The sequence below is a fragment of the Bradyrhizobium sp. 139 genome (genome assembly GCF_023074175.1).
Taxonomy (GTDB): Bacteria; Pseudomonadota; Alphaproteobacteria; order Rhizobiales; family Xanthobacteraceae; genus Bradyrhizobium.
Genome location: NZ_JADPKS010000154.1, coordinates 113,420 through 126,437 on the forward strand (window position 1 = coordinate 113,420; position 13,018 = coordinate 126,437).

Genomic DNA, 13,018 nt, shown 5'->3' on the forward strand with positions numbered 1-13,018 from the left:
AGTTCGCGCGTGGCGCTTCGTGCTATCAACGGCTCCAGCAATACGGGAGGAGCCGGATGCGCGCTGCGATTTTCAGGAACGGTGAGATTGTCGTCGACAGGATGGCTGAGCCGAGGCCCGGCAACGGCCAGGTGCTGGTCAAGACGTTCGCCTGCGGCATCTGCGGCTCCGACCTGCATGCGCGCCAGCACGCGCACCGCATGGCGGAGATGGCGAAGAAGGTCGGGCGCAAGCCGATGGATCTTTCGCGCGACGTCGTGTTCGGCCATGAATTCTGTTGCGAGATCGTGGATTACGGTCCCGGAACCGCGCGCAAGCTCAAGCCGGGCACGCGCGTCTGCTCGCTGCCGGCGCTCGTGACGCCGCAGGGCATCGAGGGCATCGGCTATTCCAACGACAATGTCGGCGGCTATGCCGAGGCGATGCTGCTCAGCGAGCCGCTGCTGCTCGAAGTGCCCAATGGTCTTGCGCCGGAACATGCGGCGCTGACCGAGCCGCTCGCCGTCGGCGTCCACGCCGTGGCCAAGGCCAACATCCGCGGCGGCGAGGTGCCGCTCGTGATCGGCTGCGGCCCGGTCGGGCTCGCGGTGATCGCCGCGCTGAAGATCAGGGGTTTGCATCCGATCATCGCTGCCGACTATTCGCCGGCGCGGCGTGCGCTTGCGGCAAGGCTCGGTGCCGATATCGTCGTCGATCCCAGGGTCTCGCAACCCTATGCGACCTGGGCCGAGCACGCGCAGATGTCGGACGCGGAGAAGGCGGCGCGCCCGCCGCTCCAGGCGATGCTCCCCGCGCTGAAACCCGCGATCATTTTCGAATGCGTCGGCGTGCCCGGCCTGCTCCAGCAGGTGTTCGAGGGCGCCCCGCGCGATGCGCGCATCGTGGTGGTCGGCGTCTGCATGGAGAGCGACAGGAGCGAACCCATGCTCGGCATCATGAAGGAGCTCAACGTCCAGTACGTGCTCGGCTACACGCCGGACGAATTTGCGGCGTCCCTGCGCCTGATCGCGGAGGGGCAGGTGGATGCGGCAGCGATGGTGACGGCCGAAGTCGGCGTCGATGGCGTCGCCAAGGCGTTCGCCGATCTCGCCAATCCTGAGGCGCACACCAAGATCATCGTGCAGCCGTGGCGGTGACGCCTACACCGGCAGCGCGATCGAATACTTCACCTGGCTGAGCGCAAAGCTCGACTCGATGGAGGCGATGCCGTCGAGCCGGGTCAGCTTGGTCTTCAGGAAGGTCTCGTAGGAGGCGAGGTCGGCCGCCACCACGCGCAAGAGATAGTCGCGGTTGCCGGTCATCAGATAGCACTCCAGTACCTCATCCCATTTCGAGATCGCGCGCGCAAAGCGGTTGAGATCCTCCTCCTTCTGCCGCGCCAACTTGATCGAGATGAAGACGCTGACATGCAGCCCCAGCGCCTTCTGGTCGACGGTGGCGATGTAGCGGCTGATGACCCCGCGCTCCTCCAGCAGCTTGACCCGGCGATGGCAGGGCGACACCGAGAGCCCGACCTTGTCGGCCAGTTCCTGCATGGTCAGCCGGCTGTCGTTCTGGAGCAAAGCGAGGAGTTTTCGGTCGATGGCGTCGAGCGCGGGCATTGGAATGAAACCTGGATTTTATGGCCGGATATCGGTAAACTATCCCAATATCGACCGGTATTGCGCGAAAAATTGAGAAGTTTGGCCACGCCCGCAGGCGTATCATCGGCCACCTGTTTCCGGGAGCTTCGCCATGCCCGTTGATACCGCCCGTCTCGACACATTGACCGCGCTGGCCCGCAAGGCGCTGTGGCTGTCGTCATGGACCATCCACCATGCCAACCACATCCGTCCCAGTTCGGACGGGCTCAAGGTCGGCGGCCACCAGGCCTCGTCGGCCTCGCTCGCCACCATCATGTCGGCGCTGTATTTTAGCGTGTTGCGGCCCGAAGACCGCGTCGCGGTGAAGCCGCATGCGAGCCCGGTGTTCCACGCCATCCAGTATTTGTTCGGTCGGCAGAGCCGCGAGAAGCTCGAGAACTTCCGCGGCTTCAGGGGCGCGCAGTCCTATCCCTCCCGCACCAAGGATGTCGACGACGTCGATTTCTCGACCGGCTCTGTCGGCCTCGGCGTCGCGCAGACGCTGTTCGCCTCGCTGGTGCAGGACTACGTCAAGGCACATGGCTGGATGAAGGATCGCCGCGAGGGGCGGATGATCGCGCTGGTCGGCGATGCCGAGATGGACGAGGGCAACATTTTCGAGGCGCTCGCGGAAGGCTGGAAGCACGGCCTGCGCAACACCTGGTGGGTGGTCGACTACAACAGGCAGTCGCTCGACGCCGTCGTGCGCGAGGGGCTCTGGGAAAAGTTCGAGACCATGTTCCGCAATTTCGGCTGGGACGTGGTGATCGTGAAATATGGCCGCCTGATGCGCGAGGCCTTTGCCGAGGCCGGCGGCGAGGCGCTCAAGCGCTGGATCGACAATTGTCCCAACGCGCTGTATGCGGCGCTGTGCTTCCAGGGCGGCGCGGCCTTCCGCAAACATCTGCACGACGAGATCGGCGACCAGGGACCAATCACCAAGCTGATCGACCGCCGCAGCGATGAAGAGCTGCTGGCGCTGATGTCGAACCTCGGCGGCCACGACATGGCGAGCATGCTGGAGGCGTTCGAATCCATCGATCACGATCGCCCGGTCTGCTTCATCGCCTACACCATCAAGGGCGTCGGCCTACCATTCCAGGGCCACAAGGACAATCACGCCGGCCTGATGACGGTCGCACAGATGGAGAAATATCGCGACAGCCAGAACATCCGGCCCGGGCACGAATGGGACAAGTACGAGGGCCTTGCGCAGGATGCCGCCGAGCTCGACGCCTTCCTCGCGCGCGTGCCGTTCAACCAGGACGGCCGCCGGCTGACCGCGCCCGTCGTCGAGGTGCCCCAGCAACTCGCCTTCAAGCCGACGCCGCAGATGTCGACCCAGCAGGGCTTTGGCCTCGTGCTGAACGAGATCGCGCGGGACGACAGCGAACTCGCCAAGCGCATCGTCACGACGTCGCCGGACGTTACTGTCTCCACCAATCTCGGTCCGTGGGTCAACCGTCGCGGCCTGTTTGCGCGCGGCGAGAAGGCGGACTTATTCCGCAGCGAGAAAATTCCGTCCACTTTCAATTGGGACTTCTCACCCAAGGGCCAGCATCTCGAGCTCGGCATTGCCGAGATGAACCTGTTCATCATGCTCTCGGCGCTCGGCCTGTCGCACCAGATCAATGGCGAGCGGCTCTTGCCGATAGGCACGCTCTACGATCCCTTTATCGAGCGCGGGCTCGATGCGCTGAACTATGCCTGTTACCAGGACGCGCGCTTCATGGTGGCAGCGACGCCATCGGGCATCACGCTCGCGCCGGAAGGCGGCGCGCACCAGTCGATCGCGACGCCGCTGATCGGCATGGCGCAGGACGGGCTCGCCTCGTTCGAGCCGGCTTTCGTCGACGAGCTCGCCGTGATCATGGCTTGGGGCTTCAATCACATGCAGCGCGATCCGGGCGAGGGCGGCTCGGTGTACTTACGGCTCTCGACGCGCAGCATCGAGCAGGCGCAGCGGATCATGACACCGGAGCTGGCGCAGGGCATCACCGACGGCGCCTATTGGCTGCGCAAGCCCGGCCCCAATGCCGAAGTCGTGATCGCCTACACGGGCGCGGTTGCGCCCGAAGCGATCGAGGCGACCGGCTTCATCGGCGAGAGCCGCCGCGACATCGGCCTGCTCGCGGTCACCTCGGCAGATCGCCTCCACGCCGGGTGGACCGCCGCGCGAAACCTGCGGCGCGATCGGCGCGGCGTGCAGCATCTCAGCCACATTGAAAAACTTTTGGCGCCGCTGCCGCGCGACTGCGGCATCGTGACCGTGATCGACGGCCATCCGGCCGCGCTCGGCTGGCTCGGCAGCGTCCGCGGCCACCGCGTCGAGGCGCTGGGCGTCGAGCAGTTCGGCCAGACCGGGACGATTGCCGATCTCTACCGTCACTACGGCATCGATGCCAACGCCATCATCGATGCGGCCGAAAGCCTCACCACCGGCGCCCCGGTGCTCCATCGGAAAATGGCGGTGTAGTTGAGGTAACCACTTGCATGGGCCCCGGCTCAGCAGCGCACCGCTGAAGTAGCGCTGCGCTGCGTCCGGGGCACGAGAGCTGTCTGGACACGCTCTAGTCTCGTGTCCCGGACAAGGCGCGACATGAAATGTCGCGCCGCCGAGCCGGGACCCAGAGCTACGCTTGCCTCGGTCCAACCCACGCTCCATATTCCGCGCGTCCGCCGCAACGCTGGCCCCGCATATGGCGGGTTCAACTGCCGGCGCTTTCGTGCAAGGATGCCTGCCGAAACGCCCCCACCATGCCCCCAAGAAGAGGTTAACGATGGTCAATCGCATGCAATTCTACATCGACGGCGCCTGGGTCGATCCCGCCGTCAAGAAATCCACCGCCGTGGTCAATCCGGCGACCGAAGAGGCGATGTACGAGGTTGCGCTCGGCTCCAAGGCCGACGTTGACAAGGCGGTCGCCGCCGCCAAGCGCGCCTTTGCAACGTTCTCCCAGACCAGCCGCGAGGAGCGCGTCGCGCTGCTGTCGAAAGTCATCGAGGTCTACAAGGGCCGCCTCAAGGAGATCGGAGCCGCCGTCTCCGACGAGATGGGCGCGCCGCTGCCGATGGCCGAAAAGCTCCAGGCCGGCGCCGGCCTCGGCCATCTCATGACCACGCTCGACGTGCTCAAGAACTACCATTTCGAGGAACCGGTCGGCACCGCCATGGTGCTGCGCGAGCCGGTCGGTGTGGTCGGCATGATCACGCCGTGGAACTGGCCGCTCAACCAGATCGCCTGCAAGGTCGCGCCTGCGCTGGCCGCCGGCTGCACCATGATCCTGAAGCCGTCGGAGTTCACCCCGACCTCGGCTTTGATTTTTGCGGAAATCCTCCATGAAGCCGGCGTGCCGAAGGGCGTGTTCAACCTCGTCAACGGCCTCGGTCCCGAGGTCGGCGCCGCCATGAGCGAGCATCCTGACATCGACATGATCTCCTTCACCGGCTCGACCCGCGCCGGTATCGACGTGGCCAAGCGCGCGGCGCCGACCGTGAAACGCGTCAGCCAGGAGCTCGGCGGCAAGTCGCCGAACGTCATCCTCGAAGGCGCCGACCTGACCAAGGCGGTGACGGGCGGCGTGATGCACATGTTCAACAACTCCGGCCAGTCCTGCAACGCGCCCTCGCGCATGATCGTGCCGCTGTCGAAGATGAAGGAAGTCGCCGCGATCGCGAAGGCTGTGGCCGACAAGACCAAGGCGGGCGATCCGCGCGGCGAAGGCACCACCATCGGCCCCGTCGTCAACCGCGGCCAGTGGGACAAGATCCAGGGGCTGATCAAGAAGGGCATCGACGAGGGCGCAACGCTCGTCGCCGGCGGCCCGGGCCTGCCCGAGGGCGTCAACAAGGGCTTCTATGTCCGCCCGACCATCTTCGCCGACGTCACTCCCGACATGACGATCGCCCGCGAGGAAATCTTCGGACCGGTGCTGACCATCATCGGCGCCAAGGACGAAGCCGACGCCGTGCACATCGCCAACGACACGCCCTATGGGCTTGCCGGCTATGTCTCGGCCGACACCGTCGAGAGCGCCAAGCGCGTCGCGCGCCAGATCCGCGCCGGCAACGTCAATCTCCAGGGCGTGCCCAACGACCGCACCGCGCCGTTCGGCGGCTACAAGCAGTCCGGCAACGGCCGCGAGTGGGGCAAGTACGGCCTCGAGGACTTCCTCGAAGTGAAAGCCGTCGCCGGCTTCAACGCGGCGTAAGCTTTCATCGTCGAGAATGAACATGACGCCGGAGCGGGACACCGCTCCGGCGTTTTCCATTCGTAGGGTGGGCAAAGGCGCGCTTGCGCGCCGTGCCCACCATCTTTCCGAAAATCGTCATCTCGTTTGGTGGGCACGCTTCGCTTTGCCCACCCTACGATTCGAGTGTTAGCCCCCCACCGTGCCCTGCGTGTTCACGTACAGCGCGTAGATCGACTGGCTCGCTGCCATGAACAGGCGGTTGCGCTTGACGCCGCCGAAGCAGAGATTGGCGCAGCGCTCGGGCAGCGCGATGCGGCCGATCATGACGCCGTCGGGCGCGAACACCACGACGCCGTCGAGTTCGGGATCGCCCATGCCCCAGCCGCACCAGAGATTGCCGTCGATGTCGCAGCGCATCCCGTCCGGCGTGCCCGGACCGGCATCGATGTGGACGCGCTTGTTGGAAATCGTGGTGCCGTCAGCCGAAACGTCATAGGCGAGAATTTTCCGGTTCGGCACGCCGCGGGATTCCACGACGTAGAGGATCTTCTCGTCCGGCGAGAAGCACAGCCCGTTCGGGCCGAGCACGCCTTCGGCGACGATGGTCGCCTTGCGGCTAACGGGATCGAGCCGGTAGACGTTGGGCTCGATCTCGGGCTCGGCCTTGTAGCCCTCGTAATTGCCGAGCAGGCCGAAGGTGGGATCGGTGAACCAGATCGACCCGTCGGATTTCACCACGACGTCGTTCGGCGAGTTGAGCTTCTTGCCGTTGAATGAATCCATCAGCACGGAGATTTCGCCGTCATATTCGGTGCGGGTGACACGGCGGCCGCCATGCTCGCAGGTGACGAGCCGGCCCTGGCGATCGCGGGTGTTGCCGTTGGCAAAATTCGAGGGCTTGCGGAACACGCTGACGGCGCCGGTCTCTTCCTCCCATTTGATGATGCGCTGGTTCGGGATGTCGCTGCACAACAGGTAGCGCCCGTCGCCGAACCAGACCGGCCCTTCGGCCCAGCGCAGGCCGGTCGTCAGCCGCTCCACCGCCGAGAGTTTCAGCCAGTACTTTTCGAAGCGGGGATCGAGTGCACTTATCGCCGGATCGGGGTAACAAGTCGCCGGCCGCCAGCCTTGATTATGGGACGATGCATCGTTCATGTGCAGTTCTCGTTGTTGCGTTCCCTCTGTCCAAGTCTGCTAGCATCGGATATCTACGGCCGCAAATCGGTTGCCAAATACGAGGAAAGACATGCCGCGCATCTTGATGACGGGAGCTTCGGGCGGGATCGGAACGCGCCTGCGGAAACTTCTGCCGCCGATCTATCCGGACCTCCTTCTCAGCGACATCCGCCCGCCCGCCGATCTCGGGCCGAACGAGCAGTTCAAGGCGGCGGACCTCTCCGATCTCGCGCAATGCGAGGCGATCTGCGAGGGCGTCGACGGCATCATCCATTTTGGCGGCTATTCGGTCGAGGGCCCGTGGGGCGACATCCTCCAGGCCAACATCATCGGCGGCTACAATCTGTTCGAGGCCGCGTACCGCAAGGGCGTCAAGCGCGTGGTGTTCGCCTCATCCAATCACGTCGTCGGCTTCTATCCGCGCCACCACAAGATCGGCACCGACGTCACCGTGCGCCCCGACGGACGCTACGGCGTCAGCAAGGTGTTCGGCGAAGCAGTCGGCGCGCTCTATGCCGACAAGCACGGGCTGAAGGTCACCTGCATCCGGATCGGCAATTGCGACGAGCGGCCGCTCGATCATCGCCGCATCGCGATGTGGCTGAAGCCGGAGGATCTCGTGCAGCTCTGCCAGATCGGGCTCGAGCATCCCGACATTCATTTCGAGGTGTTCTACGGCGTGTCCCTGAACGAGCGCGCCTGGTGGGATAATCACCGCGCCTACGCGTTCGGCTATCGCCCGACCGGCCGCTCCGAGGATCATGTGGCGCACGCGATGGCCGAGCAGGCCAAGCTCAAGCCGGATCCGATCGGCGACCACTACCAGGGCGGTGCGTTCTGCAGCAACGAGTTCGACGGCGATGCGAGCCGCATCATCGACTGGACCAAGCGCTAGCTTGCGGCAGGCTATCGCATATGAATCGGGAGGCTGCCGGACGAGCTCGGCCTGTATGGTTCGAGACGCCCGCTTTGGCGGGCTCCTCACCATGAGGGTCTAAAATCTCGCCGCAAAACGCGACCTCATCCTGAGGGCCCGCCGCAGACGGGCGTCTCGAAGGATGGCCGCAAGCAAGCTTCCCGCTACGCTTTTCTTCACCTGCGATAGCCCTCCCGCTTGCGGGGAGAGGCGAAGGAGCCGCCGCGCTAGTTCTCGCCGTCGCGGATGCGCTTGAGATAATCCGACTTGCTGAACTGCATGTGATCGACGCAAAGCTGCGCCAGCGCCCAGCTGTCGCGGCCCTTCAACAGCTCGATCATCAGGTCGTGCTGGCGCCGCGACTGTGCCAGCCCGTCGCGGTCGGCGAGGTTCTTGGCGCGCATCGGCAGCGTCAGGTTCATGTAGTCCTGGAGCGAGCGCACGAGATAGGGATTGCCGCAGGCCGAGAACAGCGCGAGGTGAAAGGCATCGTTGGTCTCGTGAATGCCGCGCAGATCCTGCAAGTCGGCCTTCGCGCAATATCGCCGTTGCAAAGCGGTCAGCGCGTCGATCAGGCCTTGCGGCGCGGGCAGGGAGATCATCAGCGCCGCCTGCCGCGTCAGCATCTCCCGGACCTCGTAGATTTGCCGGACTTCCGCCGCCGAGTAGAACCGCACCGTGGCGCCGACGTTCTTCTCGCGGCGGACGATGCCGCGCCGTTCCGCGTCCACCAGCGCCTGGCGCACGAAGTGCCGAGAGGTGCCGTAACGTGACATCAGCGCGTCCTCGGTGAGGCGCGCGCCCGGCGGGAAGCGGCCGAAGATGATGTCCTCGTCGAGCCGCGGGACGACATCGTCCGGGTCGTCCCCCCGGACCGTCATGGCGTCTGCGGTGTGAATGTCGGACATGCCCTCGGCCTCCGGCGCCTGGCCGGTCTCTCCTGTGGAGCAGGGAAGGCCCGGATTGTCAATAATCTGGTTGCTGTGGGGGACGTCAGGCCAGAAACCGATCGGTTTACGCCTATCTTATTGACAATCGAGGGGCAGCCTGTACCACAATGGCAAGGTAGCAAGTTAGATGGAGTGGCATGATGACGAGTGGCTTGCGCAAAGGGCTGACGAGCTATGGCGATGCCGGCTTCTCGCTGTTCCTGCGCAAGGCGTTCATCAAGGCCATGGGCTATTCCGACGACGCGCTGGAGCGCCCGATCGTCGGCATCACCAACACCTATAGCGACTACAATCCCTGCCACGGCAACGTGCCGCAGATCATCGAAGCGGCGAAGCGCGGCGTGATGCTGTCCGGCGCGATGCCGTTCGTGTTCCCGACCATCTCGATCGCCGAGAGCTTTGCGCATCCGACCTCGATGTATCTGCGCAATCTGATGGCGATGGATACCGAGGAGATGATCCGGGCGCAGCCGATGGATTCGGTGATCGTGATCGGCGGCTGTGACAAGACTCTTCCTGCGCAGGTGATGGCGGCGATCAGCGCCGATCTGCCGACTGTGGTCATTCCGGTCGGGCCGATGGTGGTCGGCCATCATCAGGGTGAGGTGTTAGGGGCCTGCACCGATTGCCGCCGTCTGTGGGGCCAGTATCGCGCCGGCGAAATGGATGATGCCGAGATCGAAGCGGTCAATGGCCGCCTCGCGCCGTCGGTCGGCACCTGCATGGTGATGGGCACGGCCTCGACCATGGCCTGCATGATTGAAGCCATGGGCCTGTCGCTGCCGATGAGCGCGACCATCCCGGCGCCGCATGCCGAACGCTTTCGCCTGGCCGAAGCCAGCGGCAGGGTTGCCGCCGAGATGGCCAAGACCAAGGGTCCGAAGCCGAGTGAGCTGCTGACTCCGGCCTCGTTCAGGAACGCGCAGGTCGTGCTCCAGGCGATCGGCGGCTCGACCAATGGCCTGATCCATTTGACGGCGATGGCGCACCGCTCGCCTCATCGCCTCGATCTCGGGGTGTTCGACCAGATCGGCCGCGAGGTGCCGGTGCTGATCGACCTCAAGCCGTCCGGCGAACACTATATGGAGCATTTCCACCACGCCGGCGGCGTGCCGAAATTGCTGGCGCAGCTCGGCGATCTCGTCGATCTCGACGCGCAGACCATCAGCGGCCAGACGCTGCGCGATGTCGTCGCGAATGCGGAGGACGTGCCGGGCCAGGATGCGATCCGTCCGCGCGACAATCCGATCAAGAAGGAAGGCGGGCTTGCCGTCCTGCACGGCAACCTCGCGCCGCGTGGTGCCGTCATCAAGCAATCGGCCGCGAGCCCCAAGCTGTTGCAGCACACGGGGCGCGCGGTGGTGTTCGAATCCGTCGAGGACATGACCCTGCGGGTCGACCATCCCGATCTCGACGTGAACTCTGATGACGTGCTGGTGCTGCGCAACGCCGGCCCGAAGGGCGCGCCCGGCATGCCGGAGGCGGGCTATCTGCCGATCCCGAAGAAGCTCGCGCGCGGCGGCACCAAGGACATGGTGCGCATTTCGGATGCGCGCATGAGCGGCACCGCGTTCGGCACAATCGTGCTTCATATCACGCCGGAATCCGCCGTCGGTGGGCCGCTCGCGCTGGTGAAGAACGGCGACATGATCCGGCTGGATGTTGCCAAGCGCAGCATCGAGCTGCTGGTCGAAGCTGCCGAGCTGGAGCGTCGGCGCGCCGCATTGAAGCCGGCGGCTGCGCCGGACGAGGCGCGGCGCGGCTACGCCTGGCTGTTCAACGAAACTATCATGCAGGCCGACGAAGGCTGCGACTTCGATTTCATGCAGAGGACTGGGAAGCAGACTGAGCAGAATACTGAGAAGGGGTGACGAACCACCCGAACGAGCGCTCAGACCGCTAAAGCGGCGGGCGGGCGATCTCTTTGCCGACAAGCTCAAGGAATTGAGCAAAGGCACCATGATCATCGACCAGTATCCGGGCGCGCAGCTCGGGCAGGAGCCGCAGGTGCTCCAGCTCGTGAAGGCCGGCGACATCGAATTCGCGATCATCTCCTCGGCCAACACCGCAACGATCTCGCCGCAGGCCGGCGTGATGTCGCTGCACTATTTGTTCCGCGACGCGAACCACGTGATCAAGGGGCTTGCCGATCCCCGCGTGTTCGAAGCGCTCAAGACCATGATCGACGAGACCACGCAAGGCCTGCACGTGATCGCAACGGGCTCGCAGGGCGTGCGTCACATGTACTCCAAGAAGGAGATCCACAATGTCGGCGACATCAAGGGGCTGAAGATCCGGGTCCAGGCGACCGCGACCGAGGACACCATGTTCCCGGCCTACGCCGCCCAGACCGTGCACATGCCGTTCGGCAGCGTCTACACCTCGCTGCAGACCGGCGTGGTCGATGTCGCCGAGAACAGCATCAACGTCTACCTCGTCAACAAGCACTACGAGGTGGCGCCGAGCACGGGGCCAACAACGCGCTGGTGTTCATCTCCGACAAGCTCTGGCAGAGCCTGTCGGCCGAGCAGAAGCAGTGGGTCCAGGCCGCGGCCAACGAGGTCAGCACGAAAGAGCCGGCGAAGGCGTTCGACCTCGAGCGCACCGCGGCCGAGAAGCTGAAGAAGATGGGCGTCAAGATCGTCGACAACGTCGACAAGAAGAGTTTCACGGCAATCGCCGACCCCTATCTCGACAAGCTCGCCAAGGAGCTCGGCCCGCACGCCGAGAAGGTCAAGGACCTGATCCGGTCGATCAATTAAGTGCTTGCGGCCATCCTTCGAGACGCCCGCCCTCCGGCAGGCCCTCAGGATGAGGTTGCGTTTCGCGGTGAGACTTTAGACCCTCATGGTGAGGAGCCCGCCAAAGCGGGCGTCTCGAACCATGCAGGCCGAGCACGATCGGCAGCTTCCTAGCTGTCACATGCGATAGCTCCGGGACGACGGGGAAGTAAATGGCCATCGCCGACAAACTGCTGGTGCAACGGCAACGTCACTCGCCTTACGGGCTCGTGCTGCTGATGGCCTCGAAGTTCGTCGGCATCAGTTTTGCCAAGGCGTTACGCGCCGCGTTGCCGATCTATCTGGTGTTCCTGGCCACCATCGCGTTCGCAATCTACTTCCCGAGCGTGGTGCTGTGGCTGCCGCAGCACGTGCTGCCGGAATCGGTCGGCTGCTTCAAGTCGCCGGCGGGGACAGGCTACATCTGTCCGAAATGAGGGCTTGCAGCTATTTCCCATTGCTCGTGAATTTCTTCACGGCGATGCGAAACTCTTCTGTGTTCATCGCCATGATGATCTTGTGCTCCTCGGCATCGAGCTGCTGCTTCACCGGCGTGGTGGCAGCCTGGTAGACCAGCGACTTCGTGCCGGCGATCGCCGCAGGCGGGTTCTGCGCAAGGCGCTCTGCGAGCTTGCGTGTGGCCGGCTTTAGCTCCGCGGCGGGAACGACCTTCGCAACCAGGCCCCATTCATAGGCCTGTTGCGCGGTAAAATTGTCCTCGGATAGGAAGATCTGGAGCGCACGTCGTGATCCGACCGTACCGACGATCCCGACCGTCGAGCCGCCGTCCGGCGACACCCCGATCTTGGCATAAGCCGGCGTGAACCTGGCGTCGTCCGCGGCAATGCAGAGGTCGGTGACGAAGGCGAGGCCCATGCCGGCGCCTGCGGCCGAGCCGTGGACGCTCGACAACGAGATCTTCGGCATGCGCCGGATGATCTCGATGAAGGCGTGATAGTGCTTGAGCAACTCGCCGACAACCGGCGTCACGGTGCCCGTTTCGGCCGCAGCACCAATCGTCTGCAAATCGCCACCGGCCGAGAAGGCGCGGCCTTCCCCTTCGAGGACCACGACCCTGATGTCATCGGCGGCCTCAATGCAGGCTGCGAGCTGTTCGAGCTTTTGCGCGATCCCAAGGTTGATCGAGTTGAAGGCAGCGGGGCGGTTGAGCGTGATGGTTGCGATCGGACCGTCGATCCGGAGCAAAGCGGGATCGTTGGGCTGTGAGACGGGAGCTGGCATCGGAGAAATCCCCGGCATGAGGTCGTTGCTGCAACTAAATCGCAGAAGGGCAGGGGTGACAACCCCGCATGCCGCGCAGTGCCCTTGCGCAAGCCGAAACGATAGGATCAAATGGGGCTGCCTTCGTTGAGGAACGGAC

The 13,018-nt window shown here is 64.5% G+C and carries 9 protein-coding genes and 2 pseudogenes; 7 read left to right on the plus strand and 4 right to left on the minus strand.

What is annotated here, in order from left to right:
• Positions 1 to 56 precede the first annotated feature (56 nt).
• A complete protein-coding gene (locus IVA80_RS33455; protein WP_247439307.1) occupies positions 57 to 1,136 on the plus strand; it encodes a zinc-binding dehydrogenase in 1,080 nt (359 codons plus the stop codon).
• Positions 1,137 to 1,139: 3 nt separating this feature from the next.
• Here IVA80_RS33455 and IVA80_RS33460 read toward each other — a convergent pair whose 3' ends face one another.
• Complete coding sequence (locus IVA80_RS33460; protein ID WP_247439309.1) at positions 1,140 to 1,601, minus strand: Lrp/AsnC family transcriptional regulator; 462 nt, start codon at positions 1,599 to 1,601, stop codon at positions 1,140 to 1,142.
• Between the two features lie 133 nt (positions 1,602 to 1,734).
• Between IVA80_RS33460 and IVA80_RS33465 the strand changes: the two genes are divergently transcribed.
• Together IVA80_RS33465 and IVA80_RS33470 are read left to right on the plus strand one after the other, a co-directional pair.
• A complete protein-coding gene (locus tag IVA80_RS33465) occupies positions 1,735 to 4,098 on the plus strand; it encodes a transketolase (RefSeq protein WP_247439311.1) in 2,364 nt (787 codons plus the stop codon).
• Between the two features lie 304 nt (positions 4,099 to 4,402).
• Positions 4,403 to 5,833 carry an aldehyde dehydrogenase family protein gene (locus tag IVA80_RS33470; RefSeq protein WP_247439312.1) on the plus strand — a complete coding sequence of 477 codons (1,431 nt, stop codon included), beginning with the start codon at positions 4,403 to 4,405 and terminating at the stop codon, positions 5,831 to 5,833.
• Between the two features lie 168 nt (positions 5,834 to 6,001).
• Here IVA80_RS33470 and IVA80_RS33475 read toward each other — a convergent pair whose 3' ends face one another.
• A complete protein-coding gene (locus tag IVA80_RS33475) occupies positions 6,002 to 6,970 on the minus strand; it encodes an SMP-30/gluconolactonase/LRE family protein (protein WP_247439314.1) in 969 nt (322 codons plus the stop codon).
• Positions 6,971 to 7,061: 91 nt separating this feature from the next.
• Here IVA80_RS33475 and IVA80_RS33480 point away from each other — a divergent pair, with 91 nt between their 5' ends.
• Positions 7,062 to 7,886 (plus strand): NAD(P)-dependent oxidoreductase, encoded by an 825-nt coding sequence (locus IVA80_RS33480; protein ID WP_247439316.1) that lies wholly within the window; start codon positions 7,062 to 7,064, stop codon positions 7,884 to 7,886.
• A gap of 248 nt (positions 7,887 to 8,134) precedes the next feature.
• On the opposite strand, the gene IVA80_RS33485 is transcribed toward IVA80_RS33480, so the two are convergent.
• Positions 8,135 to 8,815, minus strand: coding sequence for a GntR family transcriptional regulator (locus IVA80_RS33485; protein WP_247439318.1), 681 nt, complete (start codon positions 8,813 to 8,815; stop codon positions 8,135 to 8,137).
• 182 nt (positions 8,816 to 8,997) lie between these two features.
• Between IVA80_RS33485 and IVA80_RS33490 the strand changes: the two genes are divergently transcribed.
• From IVA80_RS33490 to IVA80_RS33500, 3 genes and pseudogenes are all read left to right on the plus strand, one after another.
• Positions 8,998 to 10,728, plus strand: coding sequence for an IlvD/Edd family dehydratase (locus IVA80_RS33490; RefSeq protein ID WP_247439321.1), 1,731 nt, complete (start codon positions 8,998 to 9,000; stop codon positions 10,726 to 10,728).
• 40 nt (positions 10,729 to 10,768) lie between these two features.
• Positions 10,769 to 11,619: pseudogene (locus IVA80_RS33495) on the plus strand (TRAP transporter substrate-binding protein); the annotation flags it as partial.
• 236 nt (positions 11,620 to 11,855) lie between these two features.
• Positions 11,856 to 12,074, plus strand: a pseudogene (locus IVA80_RS33500) (TRAP transporter large permease); the annotation flags it as partial.
• A gap of 10 nt (positions 12,075 to 12,084) precedes the next feature.
• Here IVA80_RS33500 and IVA80_RS33505 read toward each other — a convergent pair.
• On the minus strand, positions 12,085 to 12,879 hold the full coding sequence (locus IVA80_RS33505; protein ID WP_247439323.1) for an enoyl-CoA hydratase/isomerase family protein: 795 nt from the start codon (positions 12,877 to 12,879) through the stop codon (positions 12,085 to 12,087).
• Positions 12,880 to 13,018: the final 139 nt, after the last annotated feature.